Source organism: Streptomyces sp. NPDC028711 (genome assembly GCF_055565415.1).
Map to the genome: position 1 here is coordinate 191,951 of NZ_JBVHUJ010000010.1, position 23,858 is coordinate 215,808.

21 protein-coding genes are annotated in these 23,858 nt (G+C 73.0%); 11 read left to right on the forward strand and 10 right to left on the reverse strand.

Annotated features, from left to right (window positions below):
- Positions 1-44 precede the first annotated feature (44 nt).
- The 4 genes from ACZ4VK_RS28015 to dapA form a co-directional block, all read right to left on the reverse strand.
- Entirely contained in the window at positions 45-1,205 is a 1,161-nt protein-coding gene (locus ACZ4VK_RS28015) for a 3-hydroxybenzoate 6-monooxygenase (RefSeq protein ID WP_468357686.1), read from the reverse strand.
- The gene (locus ACZ4VK_RS28020; RefSeq protein WP_468357689.1) at positions 1,202-2,425 is read right to left on the reverse strand and encodes an aminotransferase class I/II-fold pyridoxal phosphate-dependent enzyme; all 1,224 of its coding nucleotides are present in this window, start codon (positions 2,423-2,425) and stop codon (positions 1,202-1,204) included. Before ACZ4VK_RS28020 ends, ACZ4VK_RS28015 begins: the two co-directional genes overlap by 4 nt.
- Positions 2,426-2,507: 82 nt before the next feature.
- The gene (locus ACZ4VK_RS28025; RefSeq protein ID WP_468357692.1) at positions 2,508-3,527 is read right to left on the reverse strand and encodes an FkbO/Hyg5 family chorismatase; all 1,020 of its coding nucleotides are present in this window, start codon (positions 3,525-3,527) and stop codon (positions 2,508-2,510) included.
- 212 nt (positions 3,528-3,739) lie between these two features.
- Positions 3,740-4,639: a 4-hydroxy-tetrahydrodipicolinate synthase gene (gene dapA / locus ACZ4VK_RS28030; protein ID WP_468357695.1), complete on the reverse strand. Its 900-nt coding sequence runs from the start codon at positions 4,637-4,639 to the stop codon at positions 3,740-3,742.
- 72 nt (positions 4,640-4,711) lie between these two features.
- Here dapA and ACZ4VK_RS28035 point away from each other — a divergent pair, with 72 nt between their 5' ends.
- Positions 4,712-5,656 (forward strand): LysR family transcriptional regulator, encoded by a 945-nt coding sequence (locus ACZ4VK_RS28035; protein ID WP_468357698.1) that lies wholly within the window; start codon positions 4,712-4,714, stop codon positions 5,654-5,656.
- Between the two features lie 24 nt (positions 5,657-5,680).
- On the opposite strand, the gene ACZ4VK_RS28040 is transcribed toward ACZ4VK_RS28035, so the two are convergent.
- On the reverse strand, positions 5,681-6,364 hold the full coding sequence (locus ACZ4VK_RS28040; protein ID WP_468357701.1) for a TetR/AcrR family transcriptional regulator: 684 nt from the start codon (positions 6,362-6,364) through the stop codon (positions 5,681-5,683).
- Positions 6,365-6,550: 186 nt separating this feature from the next.
- On the opposite strand from ACZ4VK_RS28040, the gene ACZ4VK_RS28045 reads away from it, so the two are divergent.
- From ACZ4VK_RS28045 to ACZ4VK_RS28065, 5 genes are all read left to right on the forward strand, one after another.
- Positions 6,551-7,471 (forward strand): MBL fold metallo-hydrolase, encoded by a 921-nt coding sequence (locus tag ACZ4VK_RS28045; RefSeq protein ID WP_468357704.1) that lies wholly within the window; start codon positions 6,551-6,553, stop codon positions 7,469-7,471.
- Positions 7,472-7,521: 50 nt separating this feature from the next.
- Entirely contained in the window at positions 7,522-8,139 is a 618-nt protein-coding gene (locus tag ACZ4VK_RS28050; RefSeq protein ID WP_468357707.1) for an isochorismatase family protein, read from the forward strand.
- 173 nt (positions 8,140-8,312) lie between these two features.
- Positions 8,313-10,907: a YfhO family protein gene (locus tag ACZ4VK_RS28055; protein WP_468357710.1), complete on the forward strand. Its 2,595-nt coding sequence runs from the start codon at positions 8,313-8,315 to the stop codon at positions 10,905-10,907.
- A gap of 143 nt (positions 10,908-11,050) precedes the next feature.
- The gene (locus tag ACZ4VK_RS28060; protein ID WP_468357713.1) at positions 11,051-12,016 is read left to right on the forward strand and encodes a glycosyltransferase family 2 protein; all 966 of its coding nucleotides are present in this window, start codon (positions 11,051-11,053) and stop codon (positions 12,014-12,016) included.
- Positions 12,017-12,019: 3 nt separating this feature from the next.
- Entirely contained in the window at positions 12,020-13,408 is a 1,389-nt protein-coding gene (locus tag ACZ4VK_RS28065; RefSeq protein WP_468357715.1) for a polysialyltransferase family glycosyltransferase, read from the forward strand.
- Positions 13,409-13,528: 120 nt separating this feature from the next.
- On the opposite strand, the gene ACZ4VK_RS28070 is transcribed toward ACZ4VK_RS28065, so the two are convergent.
- A complete protein-coding gene (locus ACZ4VK_RS28070; RefSeq protein WP_468357718.1) occupies positions 13,529-14,320 on the reverse strand; it encodes a VOC family protein in 792 nt (263 codons plus the stop codon).
- Positions 14,321-14,491: 171 nt separating this feature from the next.
- On the opposite strand from ACZ4VK_RS28070, the gene ACZ4VK_RS28075 reads away from it, so the two are divergent.
- Entirely contained in the window at positions 14,492-15,319 is an 828-nt protein-coding gene (locus ACZ4VK_RS28075; RefSeq protein WP_468357720.1) for a sulfurtransferase, read from the forward strand.
- A 73-nt stretch (positions 15,320-15,392) separates the two neighbouring features.
- On the opposite strand, the gene sepH is transcribed toward ACZ4VK_RS28075, so the two are convergent.
- On the reverse strand, positions 15,393-16,442 hold the full coding sequence (gene sepH / locus ACZ4VK_RS28080; protein WP_468357723.1) for a septation protein SepH: 1,050 nt from the start codon (positions 16,440-16,442) through the stop codon (positions 15,393-15,395).
- 486 nt (positions 16,443-16,928) lie between these two features.
- On the opposite strand from sepH, the gene ACZ4VK_RS28085 reads away from it, so the two are divergent.
- A complete protein-coding gene (locus ACZ4VK_RS28085) occupies positions 16,929-17,834 on the forward strand; it encodes a hypothetical protein (RefSeq protein ID WP_468357726.1) in 906 nt (301 codons plus the stop codon).
- A gap of 3 nt (positions 17,835-17,837) precedes the next feature.
- Here the strand turns inward: ACZ4VK_RS28085 and ACZ4VK_RS28090 are convergent, their stop codons facing one another.
- Both ACZ4VK_RS28090 and ACZ4VK_RS28095 read right to left on the reverse strand, forming a co-directional pair.
- The gene (locus tag ACZ4VK_RS28090) at positions 17,838-19,187 is read right to left on the reverse strand and encodes a D-arabinono-1,4-lactone oxidase (RefSeq protein WP_468357729.1); all 1,350 of its coding nucleotides are present in this window, start codon (positions 19,185-19,187) and stop codon (positions 17,838-17,840) included.
- The gene (locus ACZ4VK_RS28095) at positions 19,126-20,391 is read right to left on the reverse strand and encodes an MFS transporter (RefSeq protein WP_468357732.1); all 1,266 of its coding nucleotides are present in this window, start codon (positions 20,389-20,391) and stop codon (positions 19,126-19,128) included. The genes ACZ4VK_RS28090 and ACZ4VK_RS28095 overlap by 62 nt, the downstream gene beginning before the upstream one ends.
- 140 nt (positions 20,392-20,531) lie before the next feature.
- Between ACZ4VK_RS28095 and ACZ4VK_RS28100 the strand changes: the two genes are divergently transcribed.
- Both ACZ4VK_RS28100 and ACZ4VK_RS28105 read left to right on the forward strand, forming a co-directional pair.
- Positions 20,532-21,659: a ferrochelatase gene (locus tag ACZ4VK_RS28100; RefSeq protein ID WP_468357735.1), complete on the forward strand. Its 1,128-nt coding sequence runs from the start codon at positions 20,532-20,534 to the stop codon at positions 21,657-21,659.
- 39 nt (positions 21,660-21,698) lie between these two features.
- Positions 21,699-22,499, forward strand: coding sequence for an inositol monophosphatase family protein (locus ACZ4VK_RS28105; protein WP_468358026.1), 801 nt, complete (start codon positions 21,699-21,701; stop codon positions 22,497-22,499).
- 162 nt (positions 22,500-22,661) lie between these two features.
- Here the strand turns inward: ACZ4VK_RS28105 and ACZ4VK_RS28110 are convergent, their stop codons facing one another.
- Positions 22,662-22,838 carry a hypothetical protein gene (locus tag ACZ4VK_RS28110; protein WP_384117957.1) on the reverse strand — a complete coding sequence of 59 codons (177 nt, stop codon included), beginning with the start codon at positions 22,836-22,838 and terminating at the stop codon, positions 22,662-22,664.
- Between the two features lie 362 nt (positions 22,839-23,200).
- Between ACZ4VK_RS28110 and ACZ4VK_RS28115 the strand changes: the two genes are divergently transcribed.
- Positions 23,201-23,854 (forward strand): response regulator transcription factor, encoded by a 654-nt coding sequence (locus tag ACZ4VK_RS28115; RefSeq protein ID WP_030146958.1) that lies wholly within the window; start codon positions 23,201-23,203, stop codon positions 23,852-23,854.
- The last annotated feature ends 4 nt before the right edge of the window (positions 23,855-23,858 follow it).

A 23,858-nucleotide genomic window follows, 5' to 3' on the forward strand; every position in this document is an offset into this window, starting at 1 on the left:
AGGTGTCTCCTGTGGGGGAGTGGACGAAGGGGTCCTGCCGGAGCTCAGTGCTCGTACAGCCAGGACATCTCGTGGTGCAGGGCGGACTCGTCGAGCGCGGCGATCATGGCGTCGCGGGCCTCGGCGTCCTGCCCCTGCGGGTGGTAGAGCTCCTTGCCGAGCCGGCGGGAGACGGTCTGCACCCGTGCCGTGCGTTCCCGGCGGTCGGCCACGTAGCGGGCGAACGCCTCGGTGGGGTCGGCGGACGCGCCGCCGACGTGGCCGCTGAGGCAGGCGGCGTCCTCAAGGGCCATGCAGGCGCCCTGGGCCGCGTACTGCAGCATCGGGTGGGCCGCGTCACCGAGCAGCACCACGCGCCCGTCCTGCCAGTCCCGCAGGGGCGGCCGGTCGCAGAGCACCCAGCGCCGCCAGTCGCCGCCGGCCTCGACGAGCGAGCGGGCGTCACCGCACACGGCGGCGAACTCCCGTGCCACCTCGGCGTCGTCGACCGGCTCACCGGCCACGGCCTCGGTCGCCCCGCTGTCGCGGGTGATGACCGCGTTGTAGTACGCGCCGCCGACCAGCGGATAGTGCACCAGGTGGCAGCGGGGTCCCGCCCAGAGCACCGCGGCCGGCAGTCTCAGCGCCTCGGGCATGCGGTCGGCGGGGATGAGCGAGCGGTACGTGACGTGCCCGGAGACCACGGGCGGGCCGTCACCGGCGAGCTGCCGCCGTACCGCGGAGTGCAGACCGTCCGCACCGACGAGCGCGGCCCCGTCCAGGTGCTCGCCGTCGGCGAGGAACACCCGGACGCCCGCGTCGTCCTGCTCGTACCGCTCCACGGCGCAGCCGGGCCGCAGGACGACACCGGCGTCCCGGCACGCGTCGAGGAGCGCGCGGTGCAGCTCGCCGCGGTGGACCACGGCGTACGGGGCGCCGAACCGCCGCCGGAAGGTCTCACCGAGCGAGAGGCGGGCCAGCGGGCCGCCCCCGACCGCGTCCATGAGGCGGAGCTCCTCGATGAACACCGCGCAGCTGTAGGGCAGTTCGCCCACGCCGAGTCGGGTGAGGGCCCGGAAGGCGTTGGGGCCCAGCTGGATCCCGGCCCCGAGCTCGCGGAACTCCCCGCTGCGTTCGAGGACCACGACGGACCGGCCCGCGCGGGCCAGACCGAGGGCGGCGGCGAGGCCTCCGATGCCGCCGCCCGCGACGATCACGGGAGTCATGAGGACGCCACCCCGATCTCGTGGAGCACCGGCACGAGCCGGGTCAGCGCGGCGGCCGTCTCCTGCGCGCCGTGCACCATGGCGAGCCGCAGGTGCCCCTTGCCGGGGTGGGAGCCGTCCCAGCCGGCGGGCCCCAGATAGCCGCCGGGCACGCCGCGGACCGCGGCCTCGCGCCACGCCCGCACCGCGGCCTCCTCGTCGTCGCGGACCCGCAGCCACAGGAACATCCCGGCCTCGGGCAACCGGTAGCCGGGGACGCCCGCCAGGACCTCGTCGACGGCGGCGAAGGTGTCCCGGTAGCTCTCGCGTACGGCCTTGACGTGCGTCTCGTCGGACAGCAGCCGGGCCGCCGCGGCGAGGTTCGGCAGGGGGGTGGTGCCTCCGATGTAGGAGCGCAGCGCGATGAAGTCGGCGATCAGCGCGCGGTCGCCCGCCACGATCCCGGTGCGCAGGCCTGCCGCACTGGACCGCTTGGAGAGGGAGTTGACGACGAGGACGTTCCGGAACGGGTCGCCTTCGCCCTCGTGCATGTCCTGGCAGACCCGCAGGGCACCGGTGGGCTCGTCGCCCAGGTAGATCTCGGAGTAGCACTCGTCGACGGCCAGGATGAAGCCGTACGTCCTGGCCAGGGTGATCGCCCGGCGCAGATAGGCGGCCGGGGCGACGGCGCCCTCGGGATTGCTCGGCGTGCAGAGGATCAGCATGGCGGTGCGCGGCCCGCGGTCCTCGTCGATCAGGTCGAGGTCCGGGAGGTAGCCGTTCGCCGGCCCGGCCGGCATGTTGAAGGCCCGCAGTCCGCACAGCGCGGCGGCCGCGCGGTAGGGCGCGTAGTGCGGGGTGGGCATGGCGAGCAGGCGCCGGTCGCCGTCGGTGGCGTCGGCGAGGAGCCCCAGCTGGAAGAGCGCCTCACGGGCGCCGGAGGTCGGGAAGACCGCGTCCGTGCCGACGGTGCCGGGTGTCAGGCCGAAACGGTTCTCGAGCCAGTCGGCCGCGGCGCGGCGGAACCACTCGGGGCCCTGGTTCGGCGGGTACGTGCCCAGCAGGTCCTGCCGGGCGCCGAGGGCTTCGCCCAGCCAGGACGGCGGCGCGAAGCGGGGTTCACCGATGGTGAGGTCGAGCGGGGTGCGGCCCGGGACGGGGTCGATCCCGTCGAGGAGGGCGGCGATCCGGGGGAAGGGATGCGTGCCCAGAGCGGGCACGGCGGGGTTCGTGGAGATCACGGGTCGGACGTTCCTTCTGCGGTGGGGGCGGAGAGGGGAGGTGGCCGGGCCGTGTGGCCGGCCGGACGTCAGGACTCCGTCGTCAGAACTCCGGCGCCGGGACGATGCCCTCGATCTCCACCAGCAGGTCGTCGCGGCAGACGTCCACGTTGAGGAACACCACGTGCGTCTGCGGCGGGAACACGTCGGCGCACGCCGCGCGGACCGCCGGCAGGTGCTCCTCGTGCCGCACGTACGCCTTGACCCAGCGCAGCTCCTTCAGGTCGTGACCGCCGTCAAGGCCGCCGAGCCGCAGATTGCCCGAGCCGACGAGGTGGGCGATGTTGTCCAGGGTCAGCTCGCACTGCGCGTCGATGTCGCCCGCGTGCAGGGTCTCGTGGCCGGTGATGCTCGCCGTACCGGAGACGTAGACCGCGCCGCGCGTCTCGTTCTCACCGGCCGGAACCAGCCGGGTCGCCCGTGCGAAGCTCGGCGACTTGGGGCCGTACTGCCGCGGGTACTCGAACGCGGGCACCTGGCGCCGGTTCTCGATGTTCTGGGTCGTCCCCGTACGGGTGGCCAGGAAGAAGAAGGCGATGCCGCGGCCGCGGGAACCGATCCCGGTCGCCGCCGGCATGCACGTGACCCGCTCGGGCTTCGCCTCGAACGCCTCCGCACGTCCGACGCAGAAGTCCCGGTAGATCTCCAGTCCTTCGGAGTTGTCCGAGTTGATCCCGCCGATGAAGTTCCACATCCGGAAGACATGGCGGTAGTCGAGTCGGTCCATCACCTCGAAGGCGGCCTCGTACGCCTCCCGGGTCGGCTCCCGGTACGTCGGGCCCTCGGGGATGACGCCCGCGCAGAACAGGTACTCGCCGTCGTGGGCGTAGACGAGGCCGCGGTGCTCGCCGGTCTCCGCCGGGGCGTCCGTGCTCCAGACCTCGGTGAAGCTGTCGAATCCCGGGGAGGCCATGTGCAGGCCGAGCTCCGGGACCCCGTCCCGCACGAGGGGGGCGGCCGTGGCCTCGCCGAAGACGACACGTCCGATGACGTGCCTCCCCGTGGCGGGCGCGACCCGCTCGCCCTCGTAGTGGAAATCGCAGTCGATCTTGTTCTTCTTCATCATGCTCTTCTCGACACCGGCCGGCGGGGGTCTTCCCGCCGGACCGGAAACGGACAGGTTGGTGCACCGGGCCGATGACGCCGGGACAGGGCGACGCCCTTGTGAGGCGATTCGCACGGCGAACGGTCCGGGATGGAACGTGGGGGAGGTGGGGTGAGCGGGCGGCGGCCGCACCGCTCACCCGTGGCAACCGCCCTCTACGGGCGGGCGTTTCAGAGGCCGAGCGCGTCGTGCGCGCTCAGCGCGTCCGCCACCGCGTCGGGACCGGCCGGCAGCAGCGGCAGCCGGACGGCGGCGGAGGGGATACGGCCCTGGGCGTGGAGCACGCCCTTGATCACCGTGGGGTTCGGTTCGGTGAACAGCGCGGCGGACAGCTTCGCGAGCCGGTGGCCGAGTGCCGCGGCCGTGGCCGCGTCACCGGCGTGCCAGGTCCTGACCAGATCGGCGAAGGCACCGGTGGCCAGGTGCGCCGAGGCCAGGATGCCGCCGTGGGCGCCCATCGCGAGGAGGGGCGAGAAGAAGGCGTCGTCGCCGGCCATCACGGCGAAGCCCTCCGGCAGATCGGCCATCAGCTCGACGGTGGCGCTCGTGATCCCGCCCGCCGCGTACTTGACGCCCGCGATCCCCGGCAGCGCGCCGAGCCGGCGCAGCGCCTGCGCGCTGAGGTCCTGACCGGTGCGGTACGGGATGTGGTAGATCACGATCGGTACGGGGGAGGCCGACGCCAGCTCCGTGAAGTGGGCGACCACCCCCGCCTCGGAGGGGCGCGTGAAGTACGGCACGAGCGCCAGCGCCGAGCCCGCCTCCGGTACCGCCTTGAGGGCGGTGAGCGCCTCCAGGCTGGCGGCGGTGTCATTGCTCCCCGCTCCGATCATCAGGGGCGCGCCGCGCTCGCGGCAGACCCGGGCGACCACCTCGACGACGCTCGCCTTCTCGGCTGCGCTCAGGGTCGCCACCTCGGCGGTCGTGCCGAGGGCCACGAGGCCGGCGGCTCCGTCGGTGAGGAGTTCGTGGGCCAGGCTCTCCAGTGACTCGAGAGCGACGTCACCGGCAGGGGTGAACGGTGTGATGAGCGGGATGTGAACTCCGCTCGAAAGCTTGCTTCTTCCCATGTATTCGATCTTGGACCCGTCTTCACCCCGGCGTCCATTGGGGATTCCTGATGACGCTCGTAAGCTGGGCTGATGCTCAACCTGCACCAATTGCGCCTCCTGCGCGAGCTCGCCCACAGAGGGACGATCGCCGCAGTCGCCGACGTACTCGCCTACACCCCCTCCGCTGTCTCCCAGCAGCTGTCGGCACTGGAACGGAAGACGGGGGTGAGCCTCCTCGAACGCACCGGCCGTCGTGTCGTCCTCACCCCGGCCGGCGTGAACCTGGTGCGGCACGCCGAGGTGATCCTGGAGCACCTGGAGACGGCCGAGGCCGAACTCATGGAAGGCAAGGGGGTCGCGGGGCCGCTGCGTGTGGGCATCTATCCGTCGGCGGCCGGTTCCCTGGCGGCCGGCATCTTCACGGCCCTGCGCCGCTCGCATCCACGGCTCGAGCCGTGGATCCAGGAGATCGACCCCTCCGACGCCTCCAACGCCCTGCGCGGCGGCCAGCTGGACCTGGCGCTGCTGCACTCCTACGAGGGGCTGCTGCCTCCGGTGGAGCCGGGCATCCACAGCAGGCCGATCTTCACCGAGCGGATGCTCCTCGCCACCCCGTCCGACCCCTCGGAGCTCGGCTGGAAGATCGACGAGACGGACGATCCGGTACGCAGGTGGAGGGAGGTGCCGTGGATCCTCCCGGCACCGGGGACCCTGTGCCACACCGTGGTGGAACGCCTCTGCGAGACCAACGGCTTCCACGTCTCCTCGTGGCACCGGGTGGACGACTACACCACCACCCTGCGTCTGGTCGCGGCGGGCGCGGGCGTGGCCATCGTGCCCGAACTGAGCGCCCAGACGCTGCCGGAGGGCGCGATGGTGACACCGCTCCCGCTGCTGCGGCGCAGCTCGGTCGCGTTCCGGATCGGCGGGTCGGCCAAGCCCGCGATCAGCGCGTTCATCGCCGCTCTGCTCGACGTGCTGCCCGAGGGACTCGCGGCGACGGACGCGGCCACGGACACGGTCACGGACGCCTGAGACCGGGCCCGAAGTCGCGGGCGGTCAGCGCGCGTTCGACGGCGGCCTGAGTGCGCCGGCCAGTTCTTCGATGGCCGGCCCGCTCACGGCCGCCGTCCCCGTGAGGGTGCCGACGAGGGCCTGCGCGAGGACGGTGGCGGTGCCGATCCGCGTGTCCTCCCCCTCGTCGCCGGTCGCCTTCCCGATCACGGCGTCGCGCACCGCGTACGAGACGGCCGCGTCCCCGAAGAGGTCGGGGAAGGAGAGCGCCATCATGCAGACGCCCACGTTGGCGGCGAGGATCGACTGACCGGCGAGCTCGGGGGCCGTACGCAGCCGCCCGGCGTCCCGGCAGCGCTCCACCGCCGTCAGCAGGATCGCCTGGGCCTCGGTGATCGCCCGCGGCTTGGCGTCGCCCGTCGGCGTGAACATCAGCCGGTAGAGGTGCGGCTTGCGCAGCGCGAACGCGACATGGCTGTCCCAGGCCGTGCGCAGGTCCGCCACCGGGTCGTCGGTGAGCGGGTTCCGCCGCTTGGCGGCGAGGAAGCGCTCGAAACCGATGTCGGCCACCGCCGTGAGCAGCCCCTGCTTGTCGCCGAACTGGCGGTAGATCTCGGGCATGCCGACCTTCGCCCGGTCGCAGATGGCGCGGGTCGAGATCGCCAGGGCGTCCTTGGTGGCGAGCAGTTCCCCGGTGGCTTCCAGGATGCGCTCTCGGGCCGTCGACATGGCTCCCACGATAACAGCGCTAACACGGCGGACCTGGGTGTATCGCCGTACGGGGCAGGGGCGCAGGGCCTCGCCCGCTCTCCTTGTAATCATCGCTTACGAGCTGTGTTAGCGTTGCATACGCCTCGGGGGGCGGCCGCCTCCGGGGCGTCCGACCGTTCGCCACGAGAGAGCTGGTGTTCCTCCATGAACCGTTCGACGTTCCGTCGCGCCGCCACGGGCGCCGTCGCGGCCACCGCGAGCCTGACCCTCCTCGCCGCCTGCGGGGGCACGGAGGAGGGCGCCGCCGACTCCCCGTCGTCCGCACCCGCCCCGAAGGCCGCCACCCCGGCGTTCACCGCCATACACATCGGCGGGCCGACCACGATCCTGGAGGTCGGCGGCCTGCGCCTCCTGCTCGACCCCACCTTCGACGCGCCGAAGAAGTACAGGAGCGGCCTGGAGAAGACCAAGGCACCGGCCTTCGGCACCGACCGGATCGGAGAGATCGACGCCGTACTGCTCTCGCACGACCAGCACGACGACAACCTCGACGACACGGGCCGCGCCCTGCTCAGGGACGTACCCGTCGTTCTCTCCACACCCGGCGCGCGGAAGCGTCTCGGCGACCACGTCACCGGCATGAAGAGCTGGGAATCCCACGAACTGAAGGCGGCCGGCGGCACCGTCACGGTCACCGCCGTGCCCGCCCTCCACGGACCCGACGGCGTGGACCGCGGCGCGGACGGCGAGGTCACCGGCTTCGTCCTCAGCGGCCGGTCCGTCCCCACCACCTACATCTCCGGTGACAACGCCTCGGTCGAGGTCGCCCGGCAGGTCGGCGACCGCGTCAGGAAGGAGATCGGCCCCATCGACACGGCCGTCCTCTTCGCCGGAGCCGCCCGCACCCCCGCGATCCTCGACAACGCCCCGCTGACCCTGACCTCCGAGCGCGCGGCCCAGGTGGCGACGTACCTCGCTCCCCGCAAGGTCGTCCCGGTGCACACCGACAGCTGGAACATCTACTCCGAGGACCTGCGGTCCCTCCGGAAGGCGTTCCGGGACCAGGGCATCGAGGCGAAGCTCGTCGACCTCGCACCCGACGGCGCCGCGAAGAACCTCTCGTGAGCGCCGCTCCCCTCCCCGTACCCCCTCACTCCCCGCGAAAGGAACCCGCCATGACCGCGTCCACCACCCTGCGCGAGGTGATCGGCCTGCCCCAGGAGCTGCCGCACCTGAGCGACTCGACCCTCGTCATGATCGACTTCCAGAACACCTACCGCACCGGCGTCATGCTGCTCGACGGGGCCGAGCCGGCCGTCGCCGCCGGCGCGCGCCTGCTCGCCGCGGCCCGTGCCGCGGGCACCCCCGTCGTCCACGTGGTCAACGACGGCGGCGAGGGCACGCCCTACGACATCCGCGCGGAGATCGGCGCGATCAGCGACGAAGTCGCCCCGATCGAGGGGGAGAAGGTCGTCGTCAAGCAGTTCCCCGACGCCTTCCACGCCACGGACCTCGACGAGACCCTGAAGGACCTCGGGGCCGGCGGAGACCTGGTCATCGCCGGCTTCATGACGCACATGTGCGTCCTCTTCACCGCACAGGGCGCCTTCAACCGCGGCTACCGCCCGACCGTGGTCGCCGAGGCCACCGCCACCCGCTCCCTGACGGCGCCCGACGGCACCGTGCTCCCGTCGGACGCGCTGGCGGCCGCGAGCCTGACGACGGTCGCGGACCTGTTCGGCACGGTGGCCCGCACGGTCGGCGAACTCGTCACCCCGACACCGGCCGGCTGACGGCCACCCGACCCACCGGCGCCGACGTGACCGTCGGCACCGGGAGTTCACCCGAGGTGTACCGGAACACCGCCTGGTGATGGGTTGCGGGTCGCCCGCCTCGGCGGTAATGGAGGTCGGCCCGTGACGCGTCACTCCGGGCGCTCCCCGTACCGTGTGCCCCTGGAGGACGTGTGCCCCCCGCCGCCGAGACCGTGCTCGACGAGGTCGACGGCGAGGAGGGCGCGGGCGGCGCCCCGCCCCGCCCCGGCGTACCGGCGCGCGGCCTCCGCTCGAAGGCCGTCGCCGGTCCGCTCTCCGCCGCGCTGCTCACCGCCGTACTGTTCTGCCTCGCGACCCGGCTCTCCCGCAGCCACCCCTTCGGGCCTGTGACGAGGAACATCGTCGACCTCGGCCAGCAGTACCTGCCGTTCCACGCGTACTGGCGGGCCCTGCTCCTCGGGGAGACCCACGGCGACGCGTTCCTCAACTGGAACTCCGGCTTCGGCTCCAACTTCCTCGGCGACATCGGCACCTACCTGAGCAGCCCCTTCGACCTGCTCGTCGTGTTCTTCCCGGCGGACCGCGTCGAACTCGCCCTGTACGTCGTCACCGCCGCCAAGATCACCACGGCCGGCGCGGCGATGGCGCTGCTGCTCCCGCGACTGCGCCCGGGCCCCTGGCCGGTCGCCGCCGTGCTCGGCACCGCGTACGCCCTCTCCGGCTGGACCTTCAACGTCGGCGCCTCCGTCCCGATGTGGCTCGACGGGCTCGTCGCCTTCCCGCTGCTCTGCCTGGTCGGGGAGTGGGCCCGCACCGCGCGGCGCCCCGTCCTCGGCCCCCTCGTCGTCGCGCTGGCCTGGACCGCCAACTTCTACACCGCCTACATGGCGACCCTCGGCGCCGCCGTCGTCCTCGCCGTACGGCTCCTCACCGCCGAGGAGACCGCCCCCGCCCGGCAGCTCCTCGCCGGGGCGCTGCGCGCCGCGCGCGCCGTCCTCATCGGCATCGGGCTCGCCGCCCCGCTCGTCGCGGTCGTCTTCCTCGCCACCAGGGGCGCCGATCCCACCCCGGTGACCACCTTCGCGCCGGCCGCCTGGACGGACGTCCTCGCCCGCTTTCTGCCCGCCACCGCGAGCGTCGACAGCCCCGCCCTGTTCATCGGCACGCCCGCGCTCGCCCTCGCCCTCACCCTGCCGTTCAACCGGGCCGTCGCCCCGCGCGTCCGCGCCGTCTGGACGGCCGCGATCGTCCTGGTGACGCTCTCCCTCCAAGGGGAGCCGACCCATCTCCTCTGGCACGCCGGAGCCTCACCGAACGGCATTCCGTACCGTCAGACCTTCGTCCTGTGCGGGCTGCTGCTGATCGCCGCCTGGTTCTCGACGGGCCAGGGGATGCCCCGGCCGGCAGCGCTCCTCGCGGGCGGCGCCCTGCTCGGGCTCCTCGCCTGGGCGGCCCGGGGCAGCGCGGACATCGACCGCTGGACGTATCCCGCCTTCGGCGCGGCCGCGGTCCTGGGGCTCGCCGCAGTTCTCGTCACCCTCCTGAACGGCCGCCTCCTGAACGGCCGCCTCCTGAACGGCCGCCTGCTGAACGGCCGCCTCCTGAAGGAGCGCCCGAAGACCGCGCGCGTACTGCCCGCCCTCGCCGTGGCCCTGCTCGTCCTCGCCCAGGCGGGCGAGACCGCCGTCACCGGCAAGCGGATCGAGGAGCGGCAGCGCGACACGGTCTCCTGGTCCCCCCGGCTCGGCCCCTGGCACACCGCCGTGGCGGAGGAGGTGGCCCGCGCCGACGCCTGGCCCCGGCACCGTACGGACCCCGGAGAAGTCCCCGGCGGCAACGACGTGTTGATCGTCGGCGGCCAGGGCCCCGACTACTACAGCAGCCTCACCGCGGAGGTGACCTCCCGCACCCTGACGGACCTCGGCTTCGGCCACTACGCGAAGGGCCGGCACCCGGTCACCCTCGACAACCCGGTGACCGACGCCCTGTTCTCCATCGGCACCCGCGTCCGTTCGCACCCCACGGAGCCCGTACGGCAGGACGCGCCGCCGCGCGCCACGGTCACCGTCACCACCACCCCCGTACCGCCGCTCGTCACCGTCCGTCCGCCGGGGCGGCCGGACGGCCACGCGGGGGACTCCGCCTTCGCCCGGCAGGAGCGGCTGCTCGGCGCCGAGGTGTACGCGCTGCCGGCCGCCGCCCGTACCGGACGCACCCTCACCGCCCGCTGTCCGGCGGGCTCCCAGGTCTGGTTCTGGGCACCCGAGTACAAGGGCACGGCGGCGCTCCTGGGGGAGTGGTCGGTGGACTTCGACGGCAGGCCGCCGGCCGTCCGCGCCCCCATGCAGGCCCTCGGCACCGTGCCCGCGTCCGGCGACGTCCGGATCGAGCTGAGTCCCGAGGCCGGGATCCGGTTGCCCCGACAGGCGGTCGGCTGCCTGCTCCCGGCCCGGCTCGACTCCGCCGTACGGCGGTTGACCGCCGGCGGAGCCGTCCGCGTCCGCACCACCGGCCACACCGTCACCGCCGAACTGCCCCCGGGCAGCCGGGGTACCGCCGTGCTCGCCGCCCCGCGCGTCTCCGGCTGGCGCTGCGCCGCGGGGGACGCGGAACCCCGCCCCGCGCGCGCGTACGAGGGGCTCGTCGCCGTCCCGCTGGACGGCCGGGCGACCACGGTCACCTGCGCCTTCCGGCCTCCGGGACTCCGCGTCGGCGGCGCGGCGGGCGCGGCCGCGCTCCTCGCCCTGGCGGTGACGGGATTCCTGCACCGGCGGGCCCGCCGGTGAAGCGGCGTCCGCCGCGGACTTTCCACGGGAGACGACAAGAGTTCACCCGGAGTGCACGCGCGGATCGTTCGCCCGGAGAGGTGGAGCGTTACTGTGCCCGCCGTAGCGGCGTTTAACTGTTCGATTCAGTATGGGGATTCCGAGTGCCGAAACTGTCCGTCGTCGTACCGTTCCACAATGTCGGGCCATACGCGCCCGACACCCTGCGCAGTCTCGCGAACAACGCGGATCCGGAATTCGAGTTCCTGCTGGTCGACGACTGCTCGACGGACGACACCCCGGAAATCCTCGACCGCTGGCGCGACCGGCTGCCGAACGCCACCGTCATCCGGCACGAGACGAATCTCGGCGTCGCCCAGGCACGCAACACGGGAATCGACGCGGCACGCGGCGAGTACCTCACCTTCCTCGACGGCGACGACTGGTACGCGCCGGGCCATCTCGCCGCCGCCGTCGCCGGAATGGACCGCCTCGGCTGCGATTTCGCCCGTACCGACCACGTCCTCTCGGAAGGCCGGAAAAGGCAGATCAAATACGCCCCCGCCAAGCTCCGCGACACGGTGATGGACCCCAGGGACGGAATCTCGCCCGCCAGCATGGTGACGATGGTGGACTATCCGTTCGTCCCCTTCGGCATCTACAGCGCCCGCCTCTTCGAGAACGGCTCCTCGCGTTTCGAGACCTCCCTGCGAACGGCCGAGGACCGCCTATGGGTCTGGCGGCTCCACCTCAAGGCCCGTACCTTCGCCGCGCTTTCCCTGCACGGGGTCTTCTACCGCCGGGGCGTCACCACCTCGCTCACCCAGATCACCGACAACCGGCAGCTGGACTTCATTCCCTCGTACGACACCCTGCTCGACGACGTCTCCCGGGACGCCGAGGCCGAACGGTTCCTTCCGAAAGCGGTCCGCACCTATTGCGCGATGATCGCCTTCCACATGGGCAAGGTCGGGAAGTACGAGCCCGCCGTCGCCCAGCGGCTCCGCGCCGACGTCGCCGACGCGCTGCACCGGATGCCGCAGCACGTCCTCGACGAGACCCTGGCCACCATGGACACCCCCCGCAGCACCCTCCTCCGGAGCCTGCGCGACACCGGAAGGACCGCCTGACCCATGGCTCCCGAAGAGGCCCCCACGCCGACCCCTCTCGATACGGCCACCGACCCCCGGCCGGTCCAGATCTTCCAGGTGTCCACCCTCTACGGCGCGGCCACCCTCGCCGCCTCCCTCGACGCCGGACAGTTCGGCCCCCGCGAGGACACCCGCCGGCTCCTGCTGATCTCGCGCAACGCCGAGATCCCGGAGACGGCGCTCCGCCTGGAGACCATGACGGGGTACGAGCGGATCGCCGCCCGCTTCGACGGCACCCTCGACTGGAACGAGACCATCCACCCGTACCACCCCGCCGCCTGGGCCCCGCGCCCCGAGGAGGCACCGCTCTGGCAGCGCGTGCTCCGCACGGCGTGGGACCTGGGCACCGCCCCGGTGGAGCTCATCGTCGAATCCATCCAGGTCAACCCCGCCAAGGCGCTAGCCGGCACCTTCCCCGAGAGCGCCCTCCACGTCTACGCCGACGGCCTCATGAGCTACGGCCCGACCCGCACCGACCTCGCCCAGTCGATCGCCTGCCGCATCCGGCGGGTCCTCCACCTCGACCTGGTGCCGGGCCTGCGGCCCCTCCTCCTGAGCGAGTACGGCGTGGAGCCCGAGCTCGTCCCCGACGACGCCTTCCGCGCGGTCCTCGCCGAGATCGCCGAGGAGGCCGCCGCAGACCCGGACATCGCGCGGGCGGCGGCGGCCGAACCCACGGCACTGCTCCTCGGCCAGTACCTCGCCGCCCTCAACCTGCTCACCGCGGAGGAGGAAGAGGAGCTCCACGTGCGGATGCTGCGCGGGGCGGCCGCGGCCGGACACCGCTCGCTCGTCTTCAAGCCGCACCCCAGCGCTCCTGCGAGCTACTCCCAGGCCCTCCACGAGGAGGCGGAACGCTCCGGCGTACGCCTCACCGTCCTCGACGGACCGCTGCTCGCCGAGACGTTCTACGAGCGGTGCGCGCTCCGGCTCGTCGTCGGCTGCTTCTCCACGGCGATGTTCACCGCCGCCGTCCACTACGGCGTGCCCGTCGCGCGCGTGGGCACGGTCGAGGTCCTCGAACGGCTCACCCCTTTCGAGAACAGCAACCGGATCCCGCTCACGATCGTCGACCACCTGCTCGCGGACCTGGAGGCGGGCGAGGAGCCCGCGGTCCCCGGGGCCGCGCCGGACTCGCTCACCCCGCTGGTCCGCGCCGTCGGCTACTGCATGCGGCACAAGAGCCACCCGGGGATGCGGGAGGAGGCGGCCGACTTCCTGGCCGCGCACCACGCCGACCCCGGCATCGCCCACCACTTCACCACCGAACGGCTGACCCAGCTGGCCCTCCCGGGCGGCACGGAGCCCGAGGCACAGGGCACCCCGTCCTTCCGCCTCGGCCGGGGCCTCGTACGGTCGCGGCGGGGCTGAGGGGGCGGGAGGGCGGCCGGAGCCGCCTACGCCCCCCGCGTGTGGCCGTACGTAGCCGGAGGCCCAGCGGGCCCGTACACGACCCGTACGCCCCCAAGCGCCCCCCACGTCACCCCTACCTCACCACGCAGGCCCCGTGTCACCCGTAGGGGCGGACCTGACCAGGGTGAAGACCGCGCCCTCCGGGTCCGCCACCTGGGCGAGCCGCCCCGCCGTGCCCTCGCGCGGCGGGCGCAGCACATGACCACCGAGCTCCACGACGAGCCGCGCGGCCGCGTCCGTGTCGGCGACCTCGAAGTACGTCATCCAGTGCGGCCCCCGGTCCCGGGGAAGCGCGTTGCCGACGCCGTGCAGGGAGGCCACCGGGAGCCCATCGACATGGAGCGTGGCGTAGTCCTGGTCGGTGGAGACGACCGGCTCGACCTCGTAGCCGAAGACCGTCCGGTAGAACTTGCCGACCGAGGTCTCGTAGGTGAGGAGCTCGTTCCACACCGGGGTCCCGGGCGGGCCGGCCGTCGCCGTGCCGTGGTGCGCCTCCGCCTGCCAGACGCCGAAGACCGCGCCCGTCGGGTCGGAGCAGATCGCGAGTCGGCCCGCCTCGCCGGCGTCGAGCGGTCCCACCGCCACCGTGCCGCCGCAGCCGCGGATGCTCTCGGCGGTCTCGTCCGCGTCGGAGGTGGCCAGATAGGGCGTCCAGGCGATCCGCAGATGCCGGTCGGGCGGCAGCCGGCCGATGCCCGCGACCTCCTTGCCCTCAAGGAGTGCCCGCACGTACGGGCCGAGCTGCTGCGGCCCGGGCACGAAGTCCCAGCCGAAGAGCGCGTTGTAGAACTCCAGCGTGGCGTCTAGCCCGTGCACCATCAGGCTCACCCAACAAGGTGTGCCGGGTGTGCGCCGAGTCGCCTCGGTCATCGTGACTCTCTCCTCGGACCGTCGTCGTGCCCGTGCCTGTCCGATGGTGACACCGACGGGGCCCCGGCGCGCACCGGTCCCACCAACGAGTGGCGTGATCCCGCGGTGCTGACGCGTGAAGGACGCCGGGTTCGCCCTCAGCGGCCGTGCGGCTGCGCGAGGATGGCACCCATGAAGCCCATCATCTCCGCAAGCGAACTGCTGAGCGAGTCGGCCGGGTCCCGGCCGCCGGTCCTCCTGGACGTCCGCTGGACGCTGGGCGGCCCGCCCGGCCGGCCGGCGTACGAGGCCGGGCACCTCCCCGGCGCGGTCTACGTCGACCTGGACACGGAACTGGCGGGCCCGGCCGGAGCCGGCGGACGGCACCCGCTGCCCGACCCGGAGGTCTTCGGGGCCGCCATGCGCCGGGCGGGTGTCTCGGCGGACACGCCGGTCGTCGTCTACGACGGAGGCCTCGGCTGGGCCGCGGCCCGCGCCTGGTGGCTGCTCCGCTGGGCGGGTCACCCGGACGTACGGGTCCTGGACGGGGGCCTCGCGGCCTGGGAGGGGGAGCTCACGGAGAAGATCCCCACGCCGGAGCCCGGCGACTTCCGGCCGGAGCCGGGCGCACTCGGTCTGCTCGACGCCGAGGGCGCGGCCGCCCTCGCGCGCGCGGGGCTGCTCCTGGACGCGCGTGCGGCCGAGCGGTACCGCGGGGACGTGGAGCCGATCGACCGGGTGGGCGGCCACATCCCGGGAGCGGTCTCGGCCCCGACGACGGAGAACGTCGACGCGGAGGGACGTTTCCTGGCGGCCGGCGCGCTGAGGGACCGGTTCGCCGCCCTGGGCGCGGCCGGGGGAACGCCGGTCGGCGTCTACTGCGGCTCGGGCGTCTCCGGTGCCCATGAGGTCCTGGCCCTGGAGATCGCCGGCGTCCCCGCAGCCCTGTACGCGGGCTCCTGGTCGGAGTGGTCCTCCGACCCGTCCCGCCCGGTGGCCACGGGCCCCGAGCCGCAGTAGAGCGAAGGGAAGGGGCCCGCACCGATCCGGTGCGGGCCCCTACCCGTACGACTGTGACGGCAAGGCTTCCGCGTCAGTCCTGCTTCTTCCTCCGCGTACCGAAGACGATCTCGTCCCAGCTGGGCACGGCCGCCCGGCGGCCCGGACGGACGCCGTCCGCCTCGGCCTGGCGGTCCGTGGTCCCGGTGAGCCGGTCGCGGTGACCCGAGACGGCGCGCGGCATCAGGACGTCGGCGTACGCGGAACCCGCGCCCGCCGAGGCCGCCGGGGCCGGCGGCTCCTCCGCCTCGGCCTCTTCCGAGGGCTCCGAGTCCGGCTGCTCGGGCACGACCATGTCGCCGCGGAAGCTCGGCACCGCCTCCAGGAGGCTGGTCAGCGAGTCGCGCTCCTCCTCCGGCTCGACGGACGCGGAGGCCCGCTCCAGCTGGCGGTCGGGACGGTCCGGCCGGTCGATCTGGCGGTCCAGGGCGCGGTCGAGCGGCCTGTCCCGCGGCAGCCGTGCGATGCGCGGCACGAAGGGGAAGCTCGGCTCCGGCGCGGCGGCGATGGTGTCGTCCGTCTCGCCGATCAGGGCACGCGCCTCGTCGTCGACGGCCTGGACGAGCCGCCGGGGCGGGTCGTACGTCCAGCTGGCCGTGTGGACCTCGCCGGCGACCCGGTAGACGAGCAGCACCTCCCAGGTGCCGTCGTCACGCCGCCAGGAGTCCCACTGCGTGGTGTCCTTCTCGGCGCCGCGCAGCAGCAGCCGCTCCTGCACCGCCTCGCCGAGCTGCGGGCCGCTGTTCTCGCCGGGCCTGCGGACCGGGGTCTTGCGGGCCCGCTCCGCCATGAAGGCGCGCTCGGCGAGCACGGGGCCCTCGAAGCGGCGCACGCGGTCGACGGGGATCCCGGCCATCTGGGCGACCTCCTCCGCGGAGGCACCGGCTCGTATCCGTGCCTGGATGTCGCGGGGGCGGAGGTGGCTCTCCACCTCGATCTCGATCTGGCCGAGGCGCGCGCGGTCGTTGCGCACGGCGGCGCGCAGCCGCTCGTCGATCGGAAGTGTGTACTCCGTGCTGTCAGCAGCCTTCAGCACCAGTCGTGTGCCGTCGTTGGAGACGGCCACGACACGCAGTTCGGGCATGGGGACCTCCCGGGTGGTGCCTGCCGACGTCACGTGCGTCGCTGCTTCCGCTAGTCGAGTGTGGCCTGCCCGGGTGCAGCCTGCCACTACCTTGCCGAGTTGCCCGGCGTGTCGGGCGTGGACCCTGGAACGCCGTTATGACACGGTGACCTGTTGGCTACCCGGAGTGACAGGCGGTCACTCTGTGCAGTCGGTTCCCGTGCGCTGCCGCGGCGCCGCCGGTTCGAGCGCCGTGTCCGGCCCCCTCCCCTTGATCCCGGGCACCCGTGAAGGCGTCCGGACCCAGGGTTCGTCAATGTACTCCATTCGGGCCACCGGGGTGGACCGGCGCGCCGCCCAACTTCTCGGGCGGTACGGGAGTTGAGTCTCCGCGATCTTCCCCCGTACGTGTCACTCTTCACAGAACCAGCGGAAACGGAACTATTCGCTTCGCCCATATGTCCCTTCTGGGTGCAAGGTGATCGGAAGAGCCGTCAGGGGTTGGAGATGCGTCAGAGGCCGGAAACCGCCACGGAGGAACCGGAGGAGGAGAGCGGCAGGAGAAGGATCGACCTGAGCGTGGCTCAGGTCTCGGGCAGTGCGCTCGCCGCGGTCATCGCCGCCAAACTCGCCTCCACCCTCGGTGTGTACGGCACGATCCTCGGCGCCGGTGTGATCAGCGTCATCGCGACCTGCGGCGGCCCCCTCTTCCAGCACCTCTTCCGGCGCACCGGCGAGCAGGTGCGCGACGCGACCGCCGCGGCCAAGCCGAGGGCCCGTCAGATGCCCGTGGGCGCCCGGCCCGAGGACGGCCGCACCCTGATGCTCGGGACGGTCCCGGCCCCCCTCCCGTACGACAAGGAGCTCGACGGGGAGTTCGGCGAGGCGACCACCCACGGCACCCGCGTCCGGGGCTGGAGGCGCCCGGCCGTCGCCGCCGCCCTGGTCTTCGGCGTCACGATGGGCGGCATCACCGCCTACGAGCTCGTCTCCGGGCAGGACTTCAGCGGTACGCGGGGGACCACGACCTTCGGCTCCGTCGTCCAGGGGAGCGGCGAGCGGCGGGCGCCGGCCGAGAGGAACGACCCCGCGCCCACGCCGTCCGGATCCACCGGGAACACCGTGAGCCCCGGGGACGGCGCCGACAGCCCCTCGGCGGGCGGCACCCCGACACCGGACGGGCCGGGCACCGGGACCGGCACCGCGACCCCTCCGCCGGAGCCGACGCCCACCGATTCCACCGGCGCCGAACCGACCCCCGCCCCGTCGGACCCGACGTCGGGCCCGACCACGGACCCGACCGAACCCACCCAGGAGCCGACTTCCGGGACCGGCCTTCCCGAGGTCCCGGCCACCCCCACACCGGCCGCACCGGGGACCGGAGCAGGGGAGAGCACCGAGGGAGCCGAGTGACCGTCAGTCGCCGAGCACCCGGCGCAGATAGTCGTTGCCGAACAGCCGGTCCGGGTCGAGACGGTCACGCAGCGCCGTGAACTCGCCGAAGCGCGGGTAGACCTCGGAGAGGTACGCGGCGTCGCGCGTGTGGATCTTGCCCCAGTGGGGGCGGCCGCCGTGCGCCGTCATGATGCGCTCCACCGCGGTGAAGTACGCGCGGTGGGGCGTCCCCCTGTAGAGGTGGACGGCGATGTACGCGGTCTCCCGCCCCGAGGCCGTGGACAGCGCGATGTCGTCCGCCGGAGCCGTCCGCACCTCCACGGGGAAGCTCACCTTGAGCGGCGAGCGCTCGACCATCGCCTTGAGCTCGCGCAGCGCCGCGACCGCCGCCTCACGCGGAAGCGCGTACTCCATCTCCAGGAAGCGCACCCGGCGCGGCGAGGTGAAGACCTTGTACGGGATGTCGGTGTACGTACGGGCCGACAGGGCCCGGCTGGAGACCTTGGCGATCGAGGGGATGACCGGCGGCACCGCGCGCCCCAGCGAGCAGGCCACCTGGAAGAGCCCGTTGGAGAGGAGCTCGTCCTCGATCCAGCCGCTGACCCGGCCGGGGGGAGCGGCGGGGCCCGCGCTGCGGTTGTTGCGCTTGGTGTTGCAGTTGTCCGTGTGGGGGAACCAGTAGAACTCGAAGTGCTCGTTCTCCGCGTGCAGCGCGTCGAACTCCGCGGTGACCCGGTCGAAGGTCATCGGCTCCTCGCGCGCGGTGAGCAGGAAGAGCGGCTCCACCGCGAGGGTGAGCGCCGTGACGATGCCGAGGGCGCCGAGCCCGATCCGGGCCGCCGCGAAGACCGCGCGCTCCTCGTCGGTCCCCTTCTCCGAGCAGGTGAGGAGGTCGCCCGAGGCCGTGACGAGCTCCAGCTCACGGATCTGCGCGGCGATCGAAGCCGAATCGCGGCCCGTGCCGTGCGTGCCGGTGGAGGTGGCCCCGGCGACGGTCTGCACCATGATGTCGCCCATGTTGGTGAGCGACAGGCCCTCCCGGGCCAGCGCCACGTTGAGCCGCTCGAGCGGGGTGCCCGACTCGACCGTGACGGTCATCGCCTCGCGGTCGATCCGCCGGATCCCGGTCAGCAGGCCCGGCCGCACGAGGACGCCGTCGGTGGCCGCGATCGAGGTGAAGGAGTGGCCGGTGCCGACCGTCTTCACCCGCAGCCCGTCCTCGGCCGCCCGGCGCACCGCCTCCGCGAGCTCCTCGGCGGAGGCCGGGCTCACCTCCCGCACGGGTCGGCAGGTGACGTTCCCCGCCCAGTTACGCCACGGGCTGCCCGCCGTCCTGGCGCTCCCCGATCCCGCTGCTGTCGTCCCGCTCACGCTGCCCCTCCCGGTTCGGCGCCGGCCTGCGGAGCCGGCGGTGTCCGAGGAGACCCACCGCGACCGCGACGGCGCCCGAGACGACGGGCACCACGTACCCCGCCTCCGCTCCCGACGCGTCGACCACCCAGCCGGCGGCCGAGGAGCCGAGCGCCACGCCGACCGCGAGCCCGGTACCCGTCCAGGTCATGCCCTCGGTCAGCTTGGTGCGCGGTACGTGCGCTTCGACGAGGGCCATGGTGGTCACCATCGTCGGTGCGATGGACAGGCCCGCGACAAAGAGCGCCACGGCCAGCAACGGCAGGTTCCCGGCCAGTAGGAGGGGGATCATACTCACGGCCATCGCGCAGATGCCCAGGAGCCAGCGGCGGGACGGCTCTCCCTTGAGATGGAGCAGGCCGAAGACCGCGCCGGCCAGGCACGAACCAAGCGCGTAGACGGCCAGCACGAGACTCGCGGCGGCCTTGTGCCCCTGCTCCTCGGCGAAGGCCACGGTCACCACGTCCACGGAGCCGAAGATGGCGCCGGTGGCGACGAAGGCGAGGGCGAGCACCTGGAGTCCGGGGGAGCGGAGCGCGGAGACGCCCTTCTCGCCCCGCTTGTGCGGGTGGGGGGCCGGCTCGGTGGCGCGCTGCGAGGTCAGCCAGAAGACACCGACGGCCAGGAACACCGCGGCGAACAGCGGGCCGGCCTCGGGGAACCAGGCCGTCGACAGACCGATCGAGATGATCGGACCGAAGATGAAGCACACCTCGTCGATGATCGACTCCCAGGAGTACGCCGTGTGCAGGCGCCGCTCCTCGCCCCGGTAGATCTCCGCCCAGCGGGCCCGGGTCATGGCGCCGACGCTCGGTACGCAGCCGATCACGGCCGTGAAGACGAAGAGCGTCCAGTCCGGGGCCTGCTGCTGCACGCAGAGGAGGAGCCCGGCCGCCGCCGCGAGCGAGACCAGGGTCACGGGGCGGAGCACCCTGCGCTGCCCGTGCCGGTCGACGAGCCGCGAGACGAGGGGGCCGAGGACCGCGGCGGACATGGCGAGCGTCGCCGACAGCGCGCCCGCGAGCCCGTACCGGCCGGTGACCTGCGAAATCATGGTCACGATGCCGATGCCCATCATGGACAGGGGCATCCGGCCGAAGAACCCGGCGACGGAGAAGGCGGTGGTGCCGGGCGCCGTGAATATCGCGCGGTAGGGACTGGGCAAGAGGCGTCCTTGGTCAACACGTGTAATTAACTGCTAAAGCCTACGGCGTTGAACTCGATCGGTCATCCCCCTTTTTCGGACGAACGCCCACGGACGGGCCGCGCCGTCCGCCCTCAGGGGCGGGTGGGAGGATCGGTGCCATGTCCGATCAGCACGATCCCGCCCCGTACGACGCCCTGCTGCTGCTCTCGTTCGGCGGCCCCGAGGGCCCGGACGACGTGGTCCCGTTCCTGGAGAACGTGACCCGCGGCCGTGGCATCCCGAAGGAACGGCTCAGGGAAGTGGGGCAGCACTACTTCCTCTTCGGCGGCGTCTCCCCGATCAACGACCAGAACCGCGCGCTCCTCGAAGCGCTGCGGACGGACTTCGCGGAGGCCGGCCTCGACCTCCCGGTCCACTGGGGGAACCGGAACTGGGCTCCGTATCTCACCGACACCCTCCGCGAGATGATCACCGACGGCCGGCGCCACATCGCCGTCCTCACCACCAGCGCGTACGCCTCCTACTCCGGCTGCCGCCAGTACCGCGAGAACCTCGCCGACGCGCTCGCCACCCTGGAGGCGGAGGGGCTCCCGCTGCCCCGGGTCGACAAGCTCCGGCACTACTTCAACCACCCCGGCTTCGTCGAGCCCATGGTCGAAGGCGTCCTCGCGTCCCTCGCCTCGCTCGACCCGGCCGTGCGGGACGGCGCCCACCTCGCCTTCACCACCCACTCCATCCCCGAGTCCGCCGCCGACACCTCGGGACCGGTCCCGGAGCACGGCGACGGCGGGGCCTACGTCCGGCAGCACCTCGACGTGGCACGGCTGATCGTCGACGCGGTCCGCGAGGCGACCGGGATCGAGCACCCCTGGGAGCTCGTCTACCAGTCCCGCAGCGGCGCCCCGCACATCCCGTGGCTGGAGCCGGACATCTGCGACCACCTGGAGGCCCTGCACGGCGCCGGGGCGCCCGCGGCCGTCATGGTCCCGATCGGCTTCGTCTCGGACCACATGGAGGTCCTCTACGACCTCGACACCGAGGCCACGGCCAAGGCGGCCGAACTCGGCCTGCCCGTCCGGCGCTCGGCGACCGTCGGAGCCGACCCGCGCTTCGCCGCCGCCGTCCGCGAGCTCCTCCTGGAGCGGGCCGCGCACGAGCGCGGCATCCGACCCGAGCGCTGCGCCCTGGGCGCGCTCGGCCCCTCCCACGACCTGTGCCCGATCGGCTGCTGCCCCGGCAGAGCGGAGCGCCCGGCCGCGGCCGGCGCCGACAGCCCGTACGCCTGAGGAGACCCCCCTGTGACCGACACGACCGAGAGGGCCGACGTGACCGACCCCCTGCTCACCGAACTCCTCGACCTCGCCCTGCGGGCCGCGCACAGGGCCGGAGCGCTGCTGCGCGACGGCAGGCCGGACGACCTGGGCGTGGCGATGACCAAGTCGAGCTCCATCGACGTGGTCACCGAGATGGACATCGCCGCCGAGAAGCTGATCACCGGTTTCCTCGCCGAGCACCGCCCGCAGGACGGCTTCCTCGGTGAGGAAGGCGCCTCGAGCCCCGGCACCAGCGGGGTCCGCTGGGTCATCGACCCGCTCGACGGCACCGTGAACTACCTGTACGGCCTGCCGACCTGGGCGGTCTCGATCGCCGCCGAACGGGACGGCGAGACCGTCGTCGGCGTCGTCGACGCCCCGATGCGCGGCGAGACGTACCGAGCGGTCCTCGGCGGCGGCGCGTTCGTGGGGGACCGGCCCCTCGCCGTCCGCCCCTCGCCGCCCCTCGACCAGGCGCTCCTCGGTACGGGGTTCGGTTACGTCCAGTCCCGGCGCGCCCGTCAGGCGGCGGTCGCACAGGAGGTGATCCCGCTCGTGCGCGACATCCGCCGCGGCGGCTCGGCCGCCATCGACCTCTGCGACGTCGCCGCCGGCCGCCTCGACGCCTACTACGAGCGGGGCCTCAACCCCTGGGACCTCGCGGCGGGCGCCCTGATCGCCCGCGAGGCGGGCGCGCTGACCGGAGGACGTCCGGGGGAGCCGGAGTCCGGCGAGCTGACCCTGGCGGCCTCTCCCGGCCTCTTCCAGCCGCTCCAGGACCTCCTGGAGGACCTGGGCGCCTGGCACGACTGAGCGGCCCGTCCACGGACGCACGAGGGCCCCGGTGCCGGGTAGGCGCCGGGGCCCTGCTGGTGCGCGGGTCGAACGGTCGGGCGGGTCGGGGGTGGGTCGTACATCGGTCAGGTCGTACGGGTCAGGCTTGTCGAGCGAGTCGTGGCGGGTCGGAAGGGCTCGTCAGACGCCCGGCACGGCGACCTGCACGCCGTGCTCGGCGGCCAGCCGGTGCAGGTCCTCCAGCTCCGCCTGCTCGACCTCCGCCAGGTAGTCGTCGCCCGTCTCACGAGCCCGCGTGAGGTCCGTCTGCGTGGTCCTGATGCGGTGCAGCAGGCCTGCGGTGAAAGCGTCCATCATGCGCCCCCTCGTCATGGGTCCGGTGGCACGGGGGTGTGCCGAGGGTGGTCGGATCACACACTGCGGTCCTCCGGGAGCGGAGAGCGGTAGGTGGCGCGCCACATACAGGGCGTGATCACGGGGTGTGCAGACGTCCTCCCCAGCCCTTTCCTCACAGAAACCTCAACTGAGCCGTGAATCCGGTGAATTCTCGGCTCCCGGCCGCGCGCCCCCGCCCCGCGCCCCCGCCCGCCCAGGGCCCCGCACCGCCGTCTTACAGCCGGTTTACGCGCGTACGGGGCAGGATGGACGCGCACAGTCAGTGCTCAGATCCAGCCGGTCCCCCCTCCGGGGACCGATGCCCAACGGGAAGGATGTACCCCGTGCGCGTACTCGTCGTCGAGGACGAGCAGCTGCTCGCCGATGCGGTGGCCACCGGACTGCGCCGGGAGGCCATGGCCGTCGACGTCGTGTACGACGGCGCCGCCGCCCTGGAGCGCGTGGGGGTCAACGACTACGACGTCGTCGTCCTCGACCGTGACCTGCCCCTCGTCCACGGTGACGACGTCTGCCGCAAGATCGTGGAGCTGGGCATGCCCACCCGCGTCCTGATGCTCACCGCGTCCGGCGACGTCAGCGACCGCGTCGAGGGCCTGGAGCTCGGCGCGGACGACTACCTCCCGAAGCCCTTCGCCTTCACCGAGCTCACCGCGCGCGTGCGGGCCCTCGGCCGCCGCACGAGCGTGCCGCTCCCGCCGGTCCTCGAGCGCGCCGGCATCAAGCTCGACCCCAACCGCCGTGAGGTCTTCCGCGAGGGCAAGGAGGTCCAGCTCGCGCCGAAGGAGTTCGCCGTCCTCGAGGTCCTCATGCGCAGCGAGGGCGCCGTCGTCTCCGCCGAGCAGCTCCTGGAGAAGGCCTGGGACGAGAACACCGACCCGTTCACCAACGTCGTGCGCGTCACCGTGATGACCCTGCGCCGCAAACTCGGCGAGCCGCCCGTCATCGTCACCGTCCCCGGCTCCGGGTACCGGATCTGATCCG